Origin of the sequence: Pseudomonas sp. GD04158 (assembly GCF_029834875.1) — a bacterium.
Lineage (GTDB): Bacteria > Pseudomonadota > Gammaproteobacteria > Pseudomonadales > Pseudomonadaceae > Aquipseudomonas > Aquipseudomonas hydrolytica.
The window spans coordinates 40,864-57,871 of the sequence record NZ_JAODYT010000009.1 but is presented as its reverse complement, the minus strand read 5'-3'; the positions used below and the strand labels follow the sequence as shown (position 1 = coordinate 57,871).

The window sequence follows — 17,008 nt, the reverse complement described above, 5'->3', positions numbered from 1 at the left end:
TCAGCCCCCGAGATAGAGCAGCGGAGCCCGGCGCAGGTTGCAGAAGATCTGGTAGGGAATGCTGCCCGCAGCCATCGCCACGTCGCTAGCCAGCACCTGCTTGCCCCAGAGCTCCACGCGGCTGCCCAAGCCGGCCTGCGGCAGGTCGGTCAGATCCACGGTGAGCATGTCCATCGATACCCGACCGATCAGCCGGGTGAGCTGGCCATCCACCGCCACTGGCGTGCCGGTCGGGGCGTGACGCGGGTAGCCGTCGGCATAGCCCATGGCGACCACGCCGACACGGGTCGGCCGCTCGCTGACGAAGCGCGCACCATAGCCCACCGGCTCGCCGGCCGGCAGTTCGCGCACGCTGATGACCTTGGACTCCAGGGTCATCACCGGCTGCAGGCGCGCCGCCTGCTCCTGGGCCTGCTCGAAGGGGGTGGCGCCGTACAGCATGATGCCGGGGCGTACCCAGTCGCTCGGCACCGCAGGCCAGCCGAGCACGGCCGGCGAGTTGCGCAGGCTGACCTCGGCGGCCAGGCCCTGGCGGGCCTGCTGGAATACCGCCAGTTGCTCGACGGTGCGCTCGCACTCGGGCTCGTCGGCCCGGGCAAAGTGGCTCATCAGCACGATCTTGCCGACCTTGCCGCTGGCCAGCAGACGGCGATAGGCCTCCTGGTACTCGGCTGGGTGCAGGCCGACGCGGTGCATGCCGGAATCCAGCTTGAGCCAGAGGGTCAGCGGCCTGCTCAGGCGAGCCTGCTCGATGGCCTCGATCTGCCACTGCGCATGCACCACGCACCAGAGTTCGTGCTGGTCGATCAGCGCCAGCTCGTCCGCCTCGAAGAAGCCTTCGAGCAGCAGGATCGGCGCATGGATGCCGGCCTCGCGCAGGGCCAGGGCCTCTTCGATGCAGGCCGCGGCGAAGCCGTCCGCCTCACTCTGCAGAGCCTGGGCGCAGCGTACCGCGCCATGACCGTAGGCGTCGGCCTTGACCACGGCCAGGGCGCGGGCGCCGCTCAGTTCGCGGGCCAGTTGGTAGTTGTGACGCAGCGCGTCGAGGTCGATCAGGGCACGGGCAGGGCGCATGGTTCGCGGTCTCTCGATACTTCGCTGAAGGGCGATGTTTGGCGTAGCCAGTCAAAAAAATGCCCGGCGGGACAGCCGGGCGAAAAGCCAACACAAAAAATAGTCCGGAACGACTTTTGGCGTCGCTCCGGTGGGCGCTCACCTTACAGGGCAGCCACCACCATCATTTCCACCAGCACCTCGGGCTTGTACATCTTCGCCTCGACGCAGGCACGTGCCGGCGCGGCACCCTCGGCGATCCAGGCGTCGTACTCGACGTTGAGGCCGTCGTAATGAGCGTCCATGTCCTTGAGGTAGATGGTCACGGAAAGAATCTTGCTCTTGTCGCTGCCGGCCTCGGCCAGCATGCGATCGATATTGGCCAGGGTCTCGCGGGTCTGCTGGCGGATGTCGCCGCTGTAGTCGTCGGCGAGCTGGCCGGCGAGGTAGACGGTGCCGTTGTGGATTACCACTTCGCTGTAGCGCTTTTCCACATGCAGGCGCTGGATCGACATAGGGTAAAGCTCCTTCGATTACGGGACGCGCAGCCTATCAGGTGCGCAGCGGCTGCGGCGCGGCCTCGAGTTCGCGGTTCTTGCCCGAGTAGCGCGAGATATCCAGGCCCTCGGCGCTGATCTGCGGGCGCTTGCTGCCGATCAGATCGGCCAGCAGGCGGCCCGAGCCGCAGGCCATGGTCCAGCCCAGGGTGCCGTGGCCGGTGTTGAGGAACAGGTTGCGGTAGGCAGTGGCACCGACGATCGGCGTACCGTCCGGGGTGGCCGGGCGCAGACCGGTCCAGAACTCGGCCTGGCTCAGGTCGCCGCCCTGCGGGTACAGATCGGCAGTGATCATTTCCAGGGTTTCGCGACGACGCGGGTTGAGCGACAGATCGAAACCGGCGATCTCGGCCATGCCGCCGACACGGATGCGGTTGTCGAAACGGGTGATCGCCACCTTGTAGGTCTCGTCGAGGATGGTCGAGGTCGGCGCCATCTCGGCGTTGGTGATCGGCACGGTCAGCGAGTAGCCCTTGAGCGGATACACCGGCGCGCGCACGCCCAGCGGCTTGAGCAGCTGCGGGCTGTAGCTGCCGAGGGCGAGCACGTAGCGGTCGGCGGTTTCCAGCTTGCCGTCGATCCACACGCCATTGAGGCGGTCGCCCACGGCGTCCAGACGCTGGATGTTCTGCCCGAAGCGGAACTCGACGCCGAGCGCCTTGGCCATGTCCGCCAGCTTGGTGGTGAACATCTGGCAGTCGCCGGTCTGATCGTTGGGCAGGCGCAGGGCACCGGCCAGCTTGTGCTTGACCCCGGCCAGGGCCGGTTCGACGCGGGCGATGGCGTCACGGTCGAGCAGCTCGAAGGGCACGCCGGAGGCTTCCAGCACGGCGATGTCCTTGGCGGCAGCGTCGACCTGGGCCTGGGTGCGGAACAGCTGGGTGGTGCCGAGCTGGCGACCTTCATAGGCGATACCGGTTTCGGCACGCAGCTCGTCGAGGCAGTCGCGGCTGTACTCGGACAGACGCACCATGCGCTCCTTGTTCACCGCATAGCGGGCGGCGGTGCAGTTGCGCAGCATCTGCGCCATCCACAGGTACTGATCGACATCGCCGGTGGCCTTGATCGCCAGCGGCGCATGCTTCTGCAGCAGCCACTTGATGGCCTTCAGCGGCACACCCGGAGCGGCCCAGGGCGAAGCGTAACCGGGCGACACCTGGCCGGCATTGGCGAAGCTGGTTTCCAGGGCCGGGCCGTTCTGGCGATCGACCACCACTACCTCATGGCCCTGCCGGGCCAGGTAGTACGCACTGGCGGTACCGATGACACCACTGCCGAGAACCAGAACACGCATGCTTTTCTCCCCGCCGCGCCTTGAGGCACGGACGTTACGAACCAGGGTTGTTGATGCGCGCAGTATAGGGAGAGCCGTGCAGTGCTTTTCACCATATACACAGCTATATTTGGCGAGAATTCTTGGCAAAAAGCCGTTTTGCAGAGGCGGATTCCCCATGAGAACCCAGCATCAAAGCCGTCGTGAACTGGACAAGATCGACCGCAACATCCTCCGCATCCTGCAGGAGGACGGGCGCATCAGCTTTACCGAACTGGGCGAGCGCGTGGGCCTGTCCACCACGCCCTGCACCGAGCGCGTACGCCGCCTGGAGCGCGAAGGCATCATCATGGGCTACCACGCCCGCCTCAACCCGCAGCAGCTCAAGGCCAACCTGCTGGTGTTCGTCGAGATCAGCCTGGACTACAAGTCCGGCGACACCTTCGAGGAATTCCGCCGCGCCGTACTCAAGCTGCCGCACGTGCTGGAATGCCACCTGGTGTCCGGCGACTTCGACTACCTGGTGAAGGCGCGCATCAACGAGATGGCCAGCTACCGCAAGCTGCTCGGCGACATCCTGCTCAAGCTGCCGCACGTGCGCGAGTCGAAGAGCTACATCGTCATGGAAGAGGTGAAGGAGTCGCTGGCGCTGCCAGTGCCGGATTGAGCCGCCTCAGCCCGCCAGCTGGCGGCGCAATTCGGCCAGCACCGGCGCGGTGTTCGGGCGCACGCCGCGCCATAGCTCGAAGGCTTCGGCGGCCTGCTCGACCAGCATGCCGAGGCCATCCAGGCAGCGCGCCGCGCCCTGATCAAAGGCCCAGCGGTTGAAGGCGGTGGGCTCCTTGCCATACATCATGTCGTAGCAAAGCGTATGGCCCGGCTGGATCAGGCTCGGTGCGATCGGCGGCAGTTCGCCGCCGAGGCTGGCCGAGGTGCCGTTGACGATCAGGTCCACCGGCGCGTCGAGCCAGTCGAAACCGGCAGCGACCAGCGGGCCGAGGTCGGCGAATTCGCGCACCAGCTGCTCGGCCTTGGCCACGGTGCGGTTGGCGATCACCAGTACGGCCGGCTTCTGCGCCAGGAAGGGTTCGAGCACGCCGCGCACCGCGCCGCCGGCGCCGAGCACGAGGATGCGCTTGCCGGTCAGGGCGAAGCCGGCATTGTCCTGCAGGTCGCGGGTCAATCCGGCACCATCGGTGTTGTCACCGAGCAGGCGGCCGCCTTCCAGTTTCTTCAGGGTGTTCACCGCGCCGGCGCGACGGGCGCGCTCGCTCAGCTCGTCGGCCAGGCGAAAGGCCTCTTCCTTGAACGGTACGGTGACGTTGGCGCCCAGCCCCTCGGCGAAGAAGGCGCGCGCGTCACCGATGAAATCGTCCAGCGGCGCCAGCCGCGCTTCGTAGGTCAGCGCCTGGCCGGTCTGCTCGGCGAACAGACGGTGGATCAGCGGCGATTTGCTGTGGCCGATGGGGTTGCCGAAGACGCAGTAGCGGTCCATGGATGATCCTTGAAGGAAGTTGCCGGCTTTTCTCGTAGGGTGCTCCATGCGCACCGGATACTCTCTGGCGCGCGCAGCGCACCCTACGCAGGTTGCGTGGCCCGGAATCAGGCCCCCGAAAGCCAGTCACGATCAGTCAGAAAATACTCGGTCAGGCGCGCTTCCTCGCTGCCCGGTTCGGGCTTCCAGTCGTAGCCCCAACGTACCATCGGCGGCAGCGACATCAGAATCGACTCGGTACGCCCGCCGGACTGCAGGCCGAACAGGGTGCCGCGGTCGAACACCAGATTGAACTCGACATAGCGACCGCGGCGGAACGCCTGAAACTCGCGCTCGCGCTCACCGAAGGGAGTCAGCTTGCGGCGCTGGACGATCGGCAGGTAGGCCTGGATGTAGGCGTCGCCGATCGCGCGCATGAAGGCGAAGCAGGTGTCGAAGTCCCATTCGTTGAGATCGTCGAAGAACAACCCGCCGATGCCGCGCGGCTCGCCGCGGTGCTTGAGGTGGAAGTAGCGGTCGCACCAGGCCTTGAATTTCGGATAGACCTCGGCGCCAAAGGGCGCGCAGGCATCGAAGGCCACCTGATGCCAGTAGCGGCAATCGTCCTCGTTGGCGTAGTAGGGGGTCAGGTCGAACCCACCGCCGAACCACCACACCGGCTCCTCGCCTTCCTTCTCCGCGCTGAAGAAGCGCACGTTGGCGTGCGAGGTGGGCACGTAGGGATTCTCCGGATGGATCACCAGCGACACGCCGAGGGCCTGGAAGCCGCGGCCGGCAAGTTCGGGGCGATGGGCACTGGCCGAGGGCGGCAGGCTGTCACCGAACACGTGGGAGAAGTTGACCCCGCCCTTTTCGATCAGCGCGCCGTTCTCGATCACCCGCGTGCGGCCGCCGCCGCCAGCCGGACGCTGCCAGGCGTCCTCACGGAACAGGGCCTGGCCGTCCTCGGCCTCGAGGGCGGCGCAGATGCGATCTTGCAGGTCGAGCAGATAGGCCTTCACGGCCTCGGTACGGTCAGTCACGGCGGCACCTTGAGCGGGAGCGAATCGAAATCGGCGGGCAGCATAGCACTCACGGACGCGCCTTCGCAGTTGACGGCGGTCGATCAGGGCGTTTGGATAGACCCTTTCGCCGCCCCTCGGCGGCTCAAGCAGAAGGAATCCCAGATGGCCAAGCGTATCCAGTTCAGCCAGCACGGCGGCAGCGAGGTGCTGGAGTACCGCGACTATCAGCCGGCGGCCCCCGGCCCGCGCGAAGTGCGGGTGGCCAACCGCGCCATCGGCCTGAATTTCATCGACACCTATTTCCGCAGCGGTCTGTATGCCCCGCCGGCACTGCCCTCCAGCCTGGGTACCGAAGGCGCTGGCGTGGTCGAGGCGGTGGGCAGCGAGGTGCGCAACTTCGCCGTCGGCGACCGCGTGGCCTATGCCACCGGCCCGCTCGGCGCCTACAGCGAGCTGCACGTGCTGCCGGCGGACAAGCTGGTCAGACTGCCGGAGGCCATCAGCTTCGAGCAGGCCGCGGCGGTGATGCTCAAGGGCCTGACCGTGCAGTACTTGCTGCGCCAGACCTATGAGCTCAAGGGCGGCGAGACCATTCTGTTCCATGCCGCGGCGGGCGGCGTCGGCTCCTTCGCCTGCCAGTGGGCGCGGGCGCTGGGGGTCAATCTGATCGGCACGGTCAGTTCGGCCGAGAAGGCGGCGCGGGCAAAAGAGCAGGGCGCCTGGGCGACCATCGACTACAGCCATGAGAACGTCGTGCAGCGCGTGCTGGAGCTGACCGACGGCAAGAAGTGCCCGGTGGTCTACGACGGCGTCGGCAAGGACACCTGGGAAACCTCGCTGGACTGCGTGGCGCCGCGCGGCCTGCTGGTCAGCTTCGGCAACGCCTCCGGTGCGGTGACCGGGGTCAACCTGGGCATCCTGGCGCAGAAGGGCTCGCTGTACGTCACCCGGCCGACCCTGGCCGGCTACGCCGATACCCCCGAGCGTCTGCAGACCATGGCCGACGAGCTGTTCGGCATGATCGCCGGCGGCCAGCTGCAGGTGGAGATCAGCAACCGTTACGCGCTGAAGGACGCCGCCGCCGCGCAGGACGCGCTGAGCGCCCGGCAGACCACCGGCTCGACCATTCTGCTGCCGTGAACCGGGCCTGCGTACCCTACGGCAGGTAAATCATCCTGCGCAGCGCAGGATCAGGACGGGCGAATCACATCGCCCGTGCGCAGGTCGCGAATCAGGCTGGGGTTCTTGCGCCCGCCCAGGGCGCCGCCCAGCACCTTGTCCAGTTGGCGTGGGAAATACTGCTCGACGCGCAGCCGCGAGCGCGCCGCGGGGCGGCCTGCCGGATTGGCCGAGGTGGAAATCAGCGGTCCGGTGAGCCGGCAGAGGGCACGTACCAGCGGATGATCACTGACGCGCAGGGCCACACTGTCGTGCACGCCGGTGATCCATGCGGGCAGACGGTCCTGATGCGGCACCAGCCAGGTGTTCGGCCCCGGCCAACTGGCTGCCAGGCGCTCCTGCCAGATCTCCGGCAGATCATCGAGGAGAAAGTCGAACTGCTCGATGTCGTCGGCCACCAGAATCAGGCCCTTGTGCACGGGCCGCTCCTTGAGAGCCAGCAGGCGGTCCACGGCGACTTCGTTCCAGGGGTCGCAGCCCAGACCCCAGACCGCTTCGGTGGGGTAGGCGATCACGCCGCCTTCACACACCACCCGCGCCGCTTGCTGTACCTGCCAGTTGCTGGCCATTGGGTTGTCTCCCGCCACTCGAATGGGCGGCAGTCTATCCAAGCCAGACAGTGGCTGCCATGGCCCTTATGGACCGCGCGCCAGCCAGCGCCCGGCCTCGCAGCAGACCAGGCCGTCCAGCTCCAGTTCGGTCAGCGCCGCCAGCACCTGCGCGAGTGGCCAGCCACTGCTATGCGCCAAGGCCTCGCTACTGTGTGGCGCGGCATGCAGCAGCTTCAGCAGGGGATGCTGCTCGGCGCCAGGCTGCACAGCCGAAGCTTGCTGTCCGCTTGGTGTCTGCCAGCCGCGCAGGGCCTCAAGGATATGTTCGATACTTTCCACCAGCGTCGCGCCGTCGCGAATCAGCTGATGACAGCCGCGCGCCCCTGGATGGTGGATCGAGCCGGGAATGGCGTACACCTCGCGACCCTGCTCGGCAGCCAGACGCGCGGTGATCAGCGAACCGCTGGAAGGACTGGCCTCGACCACCAGCACGCCCAGTGACAGGCCGCTGATGATCCGGTTGCGTCGCGGGAAGTTGCTCGCCTGCGGCGGACAGTCCAGCGGCAGTTCGGAAACCAGAGCACCGCCCTGCTCGATGATCTGCGCCGCCAGCCGCTTGTGCCGTGCCGGATACAGGCACTCCAGGCCGGTACCCAGCACCGCCACGGTCTTGCCGCCACCATCCAGCGCGCCCTGATGCGCGGCGCCATCTATGCCCAGGGCCAACCCGCTGGTGATCACGAAACCGCCGGCGGCCAGGCTGCGGGCGAAGGCGTGCGCATTGTCCAGACCCGGCCGAGAGGCGCGGCGGCTTCCGACCATGGCCAGTTGCGGTGCCTCCAGCAGCAGCGGGTCTCCGCCCACGAACAGCAGCGGCGGCGCATCCGCCAGCTCGGCGAGCAGGGCCGGATAGCGTGGGTCATCCCACATCAGCAGGTGCTGATCTGTCTGGTCGAGCCAGTGCATAGCCGCGGCGGCGCGTTGCCGGATCTCGGCACTGCGTCGCGGCTCGGCGCACACGGCCGGCAGGCCCAGCGAGCGCCAGGCGCTGGCCGGAGCACTGAGCGCGGCCGAAGCGCTGCCGAAGGCACTGAGCAGCTTGCGAAAGCGCCGCGGGCCAAGCTCCGGCAGCAAATGCAGGCGCAGGCGGGCTTCAAGCTCGGCGGGAGAAGGCGAGGAAGGTAGGGGCATGGCAGATCGTCCTTGATCGTGCGTGTCACCGTCCTGGTGGCACAGGCAGAAAGCACGAGCCCCGCAATAGCGGGGCTCGTCGGGTATTACGGGTTGCGGACCTTGTCCATCACCGCCAGCTGCCGGGTCGCCCCAAGCACCAGGCCGTAGCTGAGCTTGTCGTAGGTGCGGAACACCATCAGCAGGCCGGAGCGCTCATCCGGAATCTTCACGCTCTCGCCAGTGATGCGGTCGCGCACGGTTTCGCCGGTCTTGTACACCGCCAGCACGTTACCGATTTCAAGGCCGTCGCGCGCGCCCTTGTTCAGGGTGACCACGTCGAACTGACCGATCTGCGTCACACCTCGCGGTACATCGAGGATCAGGCCATTGATTTCACTCGTCGGCTCGCTGGGCATGAAGGTGGAGTTGATCGCCCGCTCTTCGGTGGGGAACAGGCGGTCACCCAAGCGCACTTCCTGAGTCGAGCGGCTCAGCACCAACGTACCGATATCGCCTTCCTCGGCGACGATCTCGCCGGAGCCGATGTCATCGGCGTTGATGCCGAGGAATTCCTTGGTTTCCGGGTCCACGTAGGTCTTGCCCTGACGGAAGATGCCGTAGATCGGATGCTGTTCGTCGAACTGGCCGCGAGCGTAGACGCGGTCACCGGCGCCACTGACCACACGCTCGGCGTTGCCGGCAACGACGTAAGGCTTGCCGCTGAATTCCTCGGGGGTATCGACGATCCGGTTGCTCAGCAGGAAGCTGTTGATCGCCTCCAGCGGAATGGTCGGGATCGCCTCGGCCATCGGCGTGCTGCGCACCTGCGGCGACAGCTTGATGGTACCGCGCGACTCGCCGCGGTTGAGCATCAGGCGTGGCTGGCCGTCGACATAGACGAGATTGAGAGTGTCCCCGGGGTAGATCAGATGCGGGTTGGCCACCTGTGGGTTGGCGTGCCAGATCTCCGGCCACTTCCACGGCTGACGCAGGAACTTGCCGGAAATGTCCCAGAGGGTATCGCCCTTGACCACGGTGTAGCGGTCCGGGTGACCGTCCTTGAGTTGCACTTCGGCCTGAGCCAAGCTGGTCAGGGCCAGTCCGCCAGCTGCAAAGAGCAGGGCGAGTAGTGATTTCCTCATACGGTGAATCCCTTTATTATGTGTCTTCACGTGAAGCGCCCTAGCGCCGCGTGCCAAACCCGCTGATTACGCGGCGTGAAGCCGTTTTTCAATGCTGTTCATCATCTTAGCAGCGGATTTTGACTTTATTCCACAAGTGCATCACAAACGCATATGGCGATCCTGAATATCCTCGAATTTCCTGATCCACGCCTGCGTACCATCGCCAAACCGGTGGACGTCGTGGACGACTCCATCCGTCAGCTGGTCGACGACATGTTCGAGACCATGTATGACGCGCCCGGTATCGGCCTGGCCGCGACGCAGGTCAACGTGCACAAGCGCGTGGTGGTCATGGATTTGTCCGAGGACAAGTCCGAACCGCGGGTGTTCATCAACCCCGAGTTCGAATCGCTGACCGACGAGATGGACCAGTATCAGGAAGGCTGCCTGTCGGTGCCCGGCTTCTACGAGAACGTCGATCGCCCACAGAAGGTCAAGATCAAGGCGCTGGACCGCGATGGCCAGCCCTTCGAACTGATCGCCGAAGGCCTGCTCGCCGTGTGCATCCAGCACGAATGCGACCACCTCAACGGCAAGCTGTTCGTCGACTACCTGTCCAACCTCAAGCGCGACCGGATCAAGAAGAAGCTGGAAAAACAGCATCGCCAACGCGCTTGACGCCCCATCCAGAAGGCTTGCCACGGCAAGCCTTTTTCTTTAGCGAGCCCTCATGCCTGACTCATTGCGTATCGTCTTTGCCGGCACCCCGGAATTCGCCGCCGAACACCTCAAGGCCCTGCTGGCCAGCCAGCACGAGGTCATCGCCGTCTACACCCAGCCGGATCGTCCGGCCGGCCGTGGCCAGAAGCTGATGCCAAGCCCGGTCAAGCAGCTCGCCGTGGAACACGGCATTCCGGTCCATCAGCCGGCCAGTCTGCGCAATGAAGAGGCTCAGGCCGAGCTGGCGGCGCTCAAGCCAGACCTGATGGTGGTGGTCGCCTACGGCCTGATCCTGCCGCAGGTGGTGCTCGACACGCCGCGCCTGGGCTGCATCAACAGCCACGCCTCCTTGCTGCCGCGCTGGCGCGGCGCGGCGCCGATCCAGCGCGCGGTGCAGGCCGGCGACCTCGAGTCCGGCGTCACCGTGATGCAGATGGAAGCGGGCCTGGACACCGGACCGATGCTGCTCAAGGTCAGCACGCCGATCTCGGCAGAAGACACCGGCGGCAGCCTGCATGATCGCCTGGCTCACCTCGGCCCGCAGGCGGTGCTGCAGGCCGTCGATGGCCTGGCCGCCGGCACCCTGATCGGCGAAGTGCAGGACGACGCCCAGGCCAACTACGCGCACAAGCTGAACAAGGACGAGGCGCGCCTCGACTTCAGCCGCCCGGCCGTCGAGCTGGAGCGTCTGATCCGCGCCTTTCATCCCTGGCCGATCTGCCACACGACACTGGCTGGCGATGCCCTGAAAGTGCATGCCGCCGAACTCGGTGAGGGCAGCGGCGCGCCGGGCACCATCCTCGCCGCGGACAAGAACGGCCTGACCGTGGCCTGCGGTGAAGGCGCGCTGCGCCTGACTCGCCTGCAGCTGCCAGGCGGCAAGCCGCTGGCCTTCAGCGATCTGTACAACAGCCGCCGCGAGCAGTTCGCGCCCGGCCTGGTACTCGGTCAATGAATCCACGTCTGGCTGCGGCGCGTGCCCTGACCGCCGTGCTGTCCGGCAAGGCCTCGCTGGGCAGCAGCCTGCCGCCGCAACTGGACAAGGTCGAACACCACGACCGTGCCCTGGCGCAGGACCTGGCCTTCGGCGCCGCACGCTGGCAACCGCGTCTGCAACTGCTGGCGGACAAGCTGCTGGAAAAGCCCTTCAAGGCCGCCGACAAGGATGTCGAGGCGCTGCTGCTGATCGGTCTCTACCAGTTGCTGCACAGCCGCATCCCCGAGCACGCCGCCATCGGCGAGACAGTCGGCTGCGCCGGCGCGCTGAAAAAGCCCTGGGCCAAGGGCCTGCTCAACGCCGTGTTGCGCCGTGCCCAACGCGAGCACGAAGCCCTGACGGCTTCCCTGGATCGCGACCCGGTGCTGCACACCGCCCACCCACGCTGGCTACAGAAGGCGCTCAAGGCGCACTGGCCCGAACACTGGCAGGCCATCTGCGCCGCCAACAACGCCCATCCGCCGCTGATCCTGCGGGTCAATCGCCGCCATGGCAGCCGCGACGCCTACCTCGAGGAGCTGCGCGGCGCCGGCTTTGCTGCCGAGCCCTGCACCTTCAGCCGCGACGGCGTGCGCCTGCTGCAGCCCTGCGACGTGACCGCACTGCCCGGCTTCCGGGAAGGCCGCGTCAGCGTGCAGGACGAGGCCGCGCAACTGGCCGCCGACCTGCTCGAGCTGGCCCCGGGTCAACGGGTGCTGGACGCCTGCGCCGCGCCCGGCGGCAAGACCTGCCACCTGCTGGAAGCCGAACCGGCGCTGGCCGAAGTGATCGCGGTGGATCTGGAGGAAAAGCGCCTGGCCCGTGTACGCGAGAATCTCCAGCGCCTCGGCCTGGAGGCGCGCCTGATCGCCGCCGACGGCCGTGCGACCAAGGTCTGGTGGGACGGCACGCCATTCCAGCGCATCCTCCTCGATGCACCCTGCTCGGCTACCGGGGTGATCCGCCGTCATCCGGATATCAAGCTGACGCGCAAACCCGAAGACATCCCCGCCCTGGCGCAACTTCAAGGCGAACTGCTCGATGCCCTGTGGCCGACCCTGGCGCCCGGCGGCATCCTGCTCTACGCCACCTGCTCGGTACTGCCGACGGAAAACAGCGACACCATCGCCGCCTTCCTCGCCCGTACGCCCGACGCGCAGGAGGTCGCCATCGGTGGAGACTTCGGTCTGCAAGCGGCGCACGGTCGCCAGCTGCTGCCACAGCTGGACGGCCATGACGGCTTCTACTATGCCAAGCTGATAAAGAGCGCTGTGCCCAGCCACAGCTAACGGAGCGATCAGTGAAGATCATCATTCTCGGTGCCGGCCAGGTCGGCGGCACCCTGGCGGAGCACCTGGCCAGCGAGGCCAACGACATTACCGTGGTCGACACCGACGGCGACCGCCTGCGCGACCTCGGCGACCGCCTCGACATCCGCACCGTGCAGGGCAAGGGTTCCTTTCCCACCGTGCTGCGCCAGGCCGGCGCCGACGACGCCGACATGCTGGTGGCAGTGACCAACAGCGACGAAGTCAACATGATCGCCTGCCAGGTGGCCTACACCCTGTTCCACACCCCGACCAAGATCGCCCGGGTGCGCGAGTCGGCCTACCTGACCCGCGAGGCGCTGTTCGACAACGAAGCGATACCGGTGGACGTGCTGATCAGCCCCGAGCAGGTGGTGACCAACTACATCAAGCGCCTGATCGAATACCCCGGCGCCCTGCAGGTGATCGACTTCGCCGACGGCAAGGCACAGCTGGTCGCGGTCAAGGCCTACTACGGCGGTCCGCTGGTGGGCCAGCAACTGCGCCAGCTGCGCCAGCACATGCCCAACGTCGACACCCGGGTGGCCGCGATCTTCCGCCGCAACCGGCCGATCATGCCGCAGGGCGACACGGTGATCGAAGCCGATGACGAGGTGTTCTTCATCGCTGCCAAGGCCCACATCCGTGCAGTGATGAGCGAGATGCGCCGTCTCGAGGACAGCTACAAGCGCGTGGTGATCGCCGGCGGCGGCAATATCGGCGAGCGCCTGGCCGAAGCCATCGAAAGCCGCTATCAGGTGAAGATCATCGAGATGAACCCGGCGCGCTGCCGCTACCTGTCGGAGAACCTCGACAGCGCCATCGTGCTGCAGGGCAGCGCCTCGGATCGCGACCTGCTGGTGGAAGAGAACATCAACGACGCCGACATCTTCCTTGCCCTGACCAACGACGACGAAGCCAACATCATGTCGTCCTTGCTGGCCAAGCGCCTGGGCGCGCGCAAGGTGATGACCATCATCAACAACCCGGCCTACGTCGATCTGGTGCAGGGCGGCGAGATCGACATCGCCATCAGCCCGCAGCTGGCCACCATCGGCACCCTGCTGACCCACGTGCGCCGCGGCGATATCGAAAGCGTGCACAGCCTGCGCCGCGGCGCCGCCGAGGCCCTGGAAGTGATCGCCCACGGCGATGCCAAATCGAGCAAGGTCATCGGCCGCATGATCGAGGAAATCGCCCTGCCGCCGAGCACCACCATCGGCGCCATCATCCGCGACGAGGAAGTGCTGATCGCCCACGACGACACGGTGATCGAGTCCGGCGACCACGTGATCCTGTTCCTGGTCGACAAGAAGTACATCCGCGACGTCGAGCGCCTGTTCCAGGCCGGCCTGACGTTCTTCTGAACAAGACCGTAGCGCGGATGCGATCCGGGAGAGGCCTGGCGCAATTCATCCCCGGATTGCATCCGGACTACACCGGCGGAGAAGCTTCATGAGCACAGAGGCACTGGAAAAGATGCTGGCCAAGGGCATGGACAACGCCCTGCTGCGCTTCGGCCTGGGCAAGGCCCATCTGGATGCCGGCAACGCCGCCCAGGCTGCCGAGCACCTGCAACGCTGCGTGGCGTTCGACCCCGGCTATTCCGCGGCCTGGAAACTGCTGGGCAAGGCGCTGCAGGCCGAAGGCGACATCGAGGCAGCGCGCCAGGCCTGGCAGCAGGGCATCGCTGCCGCCCAGAGCAAGGGCGACAAGCAGGCCGAGAAGGAAATGAGCGTGTTTCTGCGCAAGCTGGACAAGGTGCGTTGAGCGTCACCTGACGCACCTAAAACCTGCGCGTCGATCGACGGGCTTTGTCGCGGGCCATGCCCCCATTGATGATCCGCTCATTTTTTGGCCGCACTGGCTGAAGCGATCTGGGTCGCGCGGGCTGCGGTACGCGAGCGGCTTGGCCTCCCTGCGTACCACAACCTTGGCAACCGCTGGGCTGTGCAGGGTTCATCACGATGAGCATCTACGATCCGCCTACGCCTGCCGGCTGTACATCCGGCACTCGGCCAGCAGTGCCAAGAGGTTCGGGTCGCGTTCCTTGGCCTTGAGAAAGACCACGCCGATATGCTGCTGCAGGTGGTACTTGGCCTGCAGCGGGATCAGCTTCACCCGATTCTCGTACACCGCCGCCGCGCGCCCCGGCAGCAGGGCGTAGCCGACACCGGAGCTGACCATGCTGAGCAGGGTGAAGATGTCCTTCACCTGCATCGCCACCTTGGGTTCGAAGCCGGCCTGCTGGAACACCCGCGCGCCGTCGCGGAAGGTGGCGTAGCCCTGAGTCAGAGTGATGAAGGTTTGGTCGCGCAGGTCTGCCAGGTCGACTTCGGTGTGATCGGCAAACGGCGAGTCGTTGGGCGCGGCGAGGAAGATGTCGTCGGAGAACAGCGCCAGCTGCTCGCAATCCGGGTCGCTGACGCTGTCGTCGAGGGCGATGAGGATGGCGTCCAGCTCCATGTTCTTCAGCTTGTACAACAGGTCGACATTGGAGCCGAGCACCAGGTCGATGTTCAGCTCGCTGCGGCGCAGCTTCAGGCCCATGATCAGCTGCGGCACGGTCTTTACCGTCAGCGAGTAGAGCGAGCCGAGCTTGAAACGCTCGGCGCCGAAGCCGGCCGCCTCGCGGGTCAGGCGCACCATCTCCTGGGCGTCCTGGATCAGCTTTTGCGCCTTTTCCTCCAGCATGTAGGCACTTTCCAGCGGAATCAGATTGCGCCCCTCGTGCTTGAACAGCGGGCAGCGCAGCGCGCTTTCCAGCGAATGGATGGCGCGGTGCACGCTGACGTTGCTGGTCTGCAGTTCGCTGGCGGCACGCGCCAGATTGCCGCTGCGCATGAAGGCGAGAAAGACCTCCAGCTTTTTCAGGGTCAGTTCTTCATCGATCAGCATCGTGCAGTTCCCGAGACGCGATGAGCCATTGTGCCGCATCCACAGGACCGAGCGGTGAGCAGTCCGTGCAACATTGCTGGCAGAGGGCGCGTTGTCTGAAATGGCCGGTCGTTTGTCATTTAAATAGTGTTGATATGAGTGGCGGGCAGGCACTACCGTAGAAGCAGTCCCGCATCGGCACAGGCAATGCCTGCGTCAGGCTCCCCCCTGCTCGAGGAGTACCGCCATGAACGATTTCGCTTCGCTGCCCGCGACTTCCGGCTTGAAGGCCCTGCAAGCATTGATCCGCGGCGAGCTGCCGGCGCCGTCCATTGGCGAGACCATGGGTATCCGCGCGGTGCAGGTGGAGGCAGGCAGCATCACCCTGGAGGGCCGTCCGGATCGGTGTCATCTCAACCCGGCCGGCGCCGTGCATGGCGGCTTCGCCGCTACCTGCTTGGACGGCGCCGCCGCGCTGGCGCTGTTCTCCATTCTGGAGGCGGACGTGCCGCATTCGACGGTGGATCTCAACGTCAAGTACGTGCGTCCCCTGCGCCCTGACGAGGTCTATCAGGTGCGCGGTTGGGTGGTCGAGCGCACGCGCAGCCTGGCGATCTGCGATGCGCACATCCTCGACGCGCAGGGCAAGCTGTGCGCCAAGGCCACCACCACCTTCGTCATCGGAGCGGCCAGATCATGAAGGCGCTCATGGTTCAGGGCCCCGGCCAGCTGGCCTGGGTCGAGGCGCCCGATCCACGGCTCACCACGCCAGGCAGCGCATTGGTTCGGCCCATCGCTTCGGCCTCCTGCGATCTGGATCGACGCCTGATCGCCGGCACCACGCCGTTCAAGCCGCCGTTCGCGCTGGGTCATGAATGTGTGGCCGAGGTGCTGGAGGTTGGGTCGGCCGTGCGCAACCTGCGTCGTGGCGATCTGGTGTCGGTGCCCTGGAAGATCGCCTGCGGCAGCTGCGCCCAGTGCCTGGTCGGGCGCTCCAGCGCCTGCACCGCGGTGCCGCGCATGGCCTGCTACGGCGTGCCGGCGGGCGGGCACTGGGGTGGGCTGTTTTCCGAGCAGGTACTGGTGCCCTTCGCCGACGCCATGCTGGTGCCCTTGCCTGCCGGGCTCGACCCGCTGGCGGTTTCCAGCGCCAGCGACAATCTCACCGATGCCTGGGTGGCCGCCAGCCGGCCGCTGGCTACACGGCAGGATGCCCGTGTGCTGGTGGTCGGCGGCACGGAAAGCCTTGGCGTGCTCGCCGTGCAGATGGCGCGGGCCGCCGGGGCGGCCAGCGTGGACTATCTCGATGAGCATCCACTGCGCCAGCAGCTCGCCGCGCGCAGTGGCGCCGGTGTCGATCTGATGGGGCGCGATCTCGACCGCAGCTATGACCTGGTGATCTCCGCCACCCGCGATCATCAGGCGTTGCGGCGTGGATTGCTGGCGCTGGCACCCGGCGGACATTGCTCGTGCATCGGCATCATCTTCGATGATCCGAAGATTCCGCTGTTCGACATGTATCTGCGCGACGTCACCTTCTCGGTGGGTGCCTGCAGCGTGCAGCAGCATATCCCCAAGGTGCTCGACCTGGTGCACAGCGGCTGCTGCGATCCGCTGCTGGTCGAGCCGCAGGTGGTGGGCTGGGAGGACGCGCCGCAGGCGCTGATTCAGCCGCTGACCAAGTGCATCGTGGTGCGCGAGCGCATCACCTGAGTCGGC

18 protein-coding genes are annotated in these 17,008 nt (G+C 66.3%); 9 read left to right on the top strand and 9 right to left on the bottom strand.

From position 1 onward, the window contains the following. From alr to dadA, 3 genes are all read right to left on the bottom strand, one after another. Positions 1 to 1,074, bottom strand: a complete 1,074-nt coding sequence (gene alr, locus N7333_RS05980; RefSeq protein WP_129482026.1) for an alanine racemase — start codon at positions 1,072 to 1,074, stop codon at positions 1 to 3. Positions 1,075 to 1,217: 143 nt separating this feature from the next. Further along, on the bottom strand, positions 1,218 to 1,568 hold the full coding sequence (locus N7333_RS05975) for a RidA family protein (RefSeq protein WP_129482027.1): 351 nt from the start codon (positions 1,566 to 1,568) through the stop codon (positions 1,218 to 1,220). Between the two features lie 37 nt (positions 1,569 to 1,605). Next, positions 1,606 to 2,904, bottom strand: a complete 1,299-nt coding sequence (dadA, locus tag N7333_RS05970) for a D-amino acid dehydrogenase (protein ID WP_003242341.1) — start codon at positions 2,902 to 2,904, stop codon at positions 1,606 to 1,608. Between the two features lie 157 nt (positions 2,905 to 3,061). On the opposite strand from dadA, the gene dadR reads away from it, so the two are divergent. Then, positions 3,062 to 3,550 carry a transcriptional regulator DadR gene (gene dadR, locus N7333_RS05965; RefSeq protein WP_011920545.1) on the top strand — a complete coding sequence of 163 codons (489 nt, stop codon included), beginning with the start codon at positions 3,062 to 3,064 and terminating at the stop codon, positions 3,548 to 3,550. 6 nt (positions 3,551 to 3,556) lie between these two features. Here the strand turns inward: dadR and aroE are convergent, their stop codons facing one another. Continuing rightward, positions 3,557 to 4,378 (bottom strand): shikimate dehydrogenase, encoded by an 822-nt coding sequence (aroE, locus tag N7333_RS05960; protein ID WP_129482028.1) that lies wholly within the window; start codon positions 4,376 to 4,378, stop codon positions 3,557 to 3,559. A 107-nt stretch (positions 4,379 to 4,485) separates the two neighbouring features. Next, complete coding sequence (gene hemF, locus N7333_RS05955; protein ID WP_003242335.1) at positions 4,486 to 5,400, bottom strand: oxygen-dependent coproporphyrinogen oxidase; 915 nt, start codon at positions 5,398 to 5,400, stop codon at positions 4,486 to 4,488. A 144-nt stretch (positions 5,401 to 5,544) separates the two neighbouring features. On the opposite strand from hemF, the gene N7333_RS05950 reads away from it, so the two are divergent. Further along, a complete protein-coding gene (locus tag N7333_RS05950; RefSeq protein ID WP_003242333.1) occupies positions 5,545 to 6,522 on the top strand; it encodes an NADPH:quinone reductase in 978 nt (325 codons plus the stop codon). Positions 6,523 to 6,572: 50 nt separating this feature from the next. Here N7333_RS05950 and N7333_RS05945 read toward each other — a convergent pair whose 3' ends face one another. The 3 genes from N7333_RS05945 to N7333_RS05935 form a co-directional block, all read right to left on the bottom strand. Beyond that, positions 6,573 to 7,130 (bottom strand): Sua5/YciO/YrdC/YwlC family protein, encoded by a 558-nt coding sequence (locus N7333_RS05945; RefSeq protein WP_129482029.1) that lies wholly within the window; start codon positions 7,128 to 7,130, stop codon positions 6,573 to 6,575. A 66-nt stretch (positions 7,131 to 7,196) separates the two neighbouring features. Beyond that, on the bottom strand, positions 7,197 to 8,303 hold the full coding sequence (dprA, locus tag N7333_RS05940; protein ID WP_129482030.1) for a DNA-processing protein DprA: 1,107 nt from the start codon (positions 8,301 to 8,303) through the stop codon (positions 7,197 to 7,199). An 86-nt stretch (positions 8,304 to 8,389) separates the two neighbouring features. Then, positions 8,390 to 9,427 (bottom strand): LysM peptidoglycan-binding domain-containing protein, encoded by a 1,038-nt coding sequence (locus N7333_RS05935; protein ID WP_003242328.1) that lies wholly within the window; start codon positions 9,425 to 9,427, stop codon positions 8,390 to 8,392. A gap of 153 nt (positions 9,428 to 9,580) precedes the next feature. Here N7333_RS05935 and def point away from each other — a divergent pair, with 153 nt between their 5' ends. The 5 genes from def (at position 9,581) to N7333_RS05910 (ending at position 14,182) form a co-directional block, all read left to right on the top strand. Continuing rightward, the gene (gene def / locus N7333_RS05930) at positions 9,581 to 10,087 is read left to right on the top strand and encodes a peptide deformylase (RefSeq protein ID WP_003242326.1); all 507 of its coding nucleotides are present in this window, start codon (positions 9,581 to 9,583) and stop codon (positions 10,085 to 10,087) included. A gap of 52 nt (positions 10,088 to 10,139) precedes the next feature. After that, entirely contained in the window at positions 10,140 to 11,084 is a 945-nt protein-coding gene (gene fmt, locus N7333_RS05925; protein ID WP_129482031.1) for a methionyl-tRNA formyltransferase, read from the top strand. Continuing rightward, positions 11,081 to 12,394, top strand: coding sequence for a 16S rRNA (cytosine(967)-C(5))-methyltransferase RsmB (rsmB, locus tag N7333_RS05920; RefSeq protein WP_129482032.1), 1,314 nt, complete (start codon positions 11,081 to 11,083; stop codon positions 12,392 to 12,394). Before fmt ends, rsmB begins: the two co-directional genes overlap by 4 nt. A gap of 11 nt (positions 12,395 to 12,405) precedes the next feature. Further along, the gene (gene trkA / locus N7333_RS05915) at positions 12,406 to 13,779 is read left to right on the top strand and encodes a Trk system potassium transporter TrkA (protein ID WP_003242320.1); all 1,374 of its coding nucleotides are present in this window, start codon (positions 12,406 to 12,408) and stop codon (positions 13,777 to 13,779) included. Positions 13,780 to 13,867: 88 nt separating this feature from the next. Next, complete coding sequence (locus N7333_RS05910; protein WP_129482033.1) at positions 13,868 to 14,182, top strand: tetratricopeptide repeat protein; 315 nt, start codon at positions 13,868 to 13,870, stop codon at positions 14,180 to 14,182. 216 nt (positions 14,183 to 14,398) lie between these two features. On the opposite strand, the gene N7333_RS05905 is transcribed toward N7333_RS05910, so the two are convergent. Then, positions 14,399 to 15,310, bottom strand: coding sequence for a LysR substrate-binding domain-containing protein (locus N7333_RS05905; RefSeq protein WP_129482034.1), 912 nt, complete (start codon positions 15,308 to 15,310; stop codon positions 14,399 to 14,401). A 226-nt stretch (positions 15,311 to 15,536) separates the two neighbouring features. Here N7333_RS05905 and N7333_RS05900 point away from each other — a divergent pair, with 226 nt between their 5' ends. After that, positions 15,537 to 15,989 carry a PaaI family thioesterase gene (locus N7333_RS05900; RefSeq protein ID WP_129482035.1) on the top strand — a complete coding sequence of 151 codons (453 nt, stop codon included), beginning with the start codon at positions 15,537 to 15,539 and terminating at the stop codon, positions 15,987 to 15,989. After that, positions 15,986 to 17,002 carry an alcohol dehydrogenase catalytic domain-containing protein gene (locus N7333_RS05895; protein ID WP_129482036.1) on the top strand — a complete coding sequence of 339 codons (1,017 nt, stop codon included), beginning with the start codon at positions 15,986 to 15,988 and terminating at the stop codon, positions 17,000 to 17,002. Before N7333_RS05900 ends, N7333_RS05895 begins: the two co-directional genes overlap by 4 nt. Positions 17,003 to 17,008 lie beyond the last annotated feature (6 nt).

Coding starts and splice junctions, on each gene's coding strand:
- N7333_RS05975 (WP_129482027.1), bottom strand. CDS start 1,568: ATGTCGATCCAGCGCCTGCATGTGGAAAAGCGCTACAGCGAAGTGGTA.
- dprA (WP_129482030.1), bottom strand. CDS start 8,303: ATGCCCCTACCTTCCTCGCCTTCTCCCGCCGAGCTTGAAGCCCGCCTG.
- aroE (WP_129482028.1), bottom strand. CDS start 4,378: ATGGACCGCTACTGCGTCTTCGGCAACCCCATCGGCCACAGCAAATCG.
- rsmB (WP_129482032.1), top strand. CDS start 11,081: ATGAATCCACGTCTGGCTGCGGCGCGTGCCCTGACCGCCGTGCTGTCC.
- N7333_RS05895 (WP_129482036.1), top strand. CDS start 15,986: ATGAAGGCGCTCATGGTTCAGGGCCCCGGCCAGCTGGCCTGGGTCGAG.
- N7333_RS05935 (WP_003242328.1), bottom strand. CDS start 9,427: ATGAGGAAATCACTACTCGCCCTGCTCTTTGCAGCTGGCGGACTGGCC.
- fmt (WP_129482031.1), top strand. CDS start 10,140: ATGCCTGACTCATTGCGTATCGTCTTTGCCGGCACCCCGGAATTCGCC.
- def (WP_003242326.1), top strand. CDS start 9,581: ATGGCGATCCTGAATATCCTCGAATTTCCTGATCCACGCCTGCGTACC.
- dadR (WP_011920545.1), top strand. CDS start 3,062: ATGAGAACCCAGCATCAAAGCCGTCGTGAACTGGACAAGATCGACCGC.
- N7333_RS05950 (WP_003242333.1), top strand. CDS start 5,545: ATGGCCAAGCGTATCCAGTTCAGCCAGCACGGCGGCAGCGAGGTGCTG.
- N7333_RS05900 (WP_129482035.1), top strand. CDS start 15,537: ATGAACGATTTCGCTTCGCTGCCCGCGACTTCCGGCTTGAAGGCCCTG.
- alr (WP_129482026.1), bottom strand. CDS start 1,074: ATGCGCCCTGCCCGTGCCCTGATCGACCTCGACGCGCTGCGTCACAAC.
- N7333_RS05945 (WP_129482029.1), bottom strand. CDS start 7,130: ATGGCCAGCAACTGGCAGGTACAGCAAGCGGCGCGGGTGGTGTGTGAA.
- N7333_RS05910 (WP_129482033.1), top strand. CDS start 13,868: ATGAGCACAGAGGCACTGGAAAAGATGCTGGCCAAGGGCATGGACAAC.
- dadA (WP_003242341.1), bottom strand. CDS start 2,904: ATGCGTGTTCTGGTTCTCGGCAGTGGTGTCATCGGTACCGCCAGTGCG.
- N7333_RS05905 (WP_129482034.1), bottom strand. CDS start 15,310: ATGCTGATCGATGAAGAACTGACCCTGAAAAAGCTGGAGGTCTTTCTC.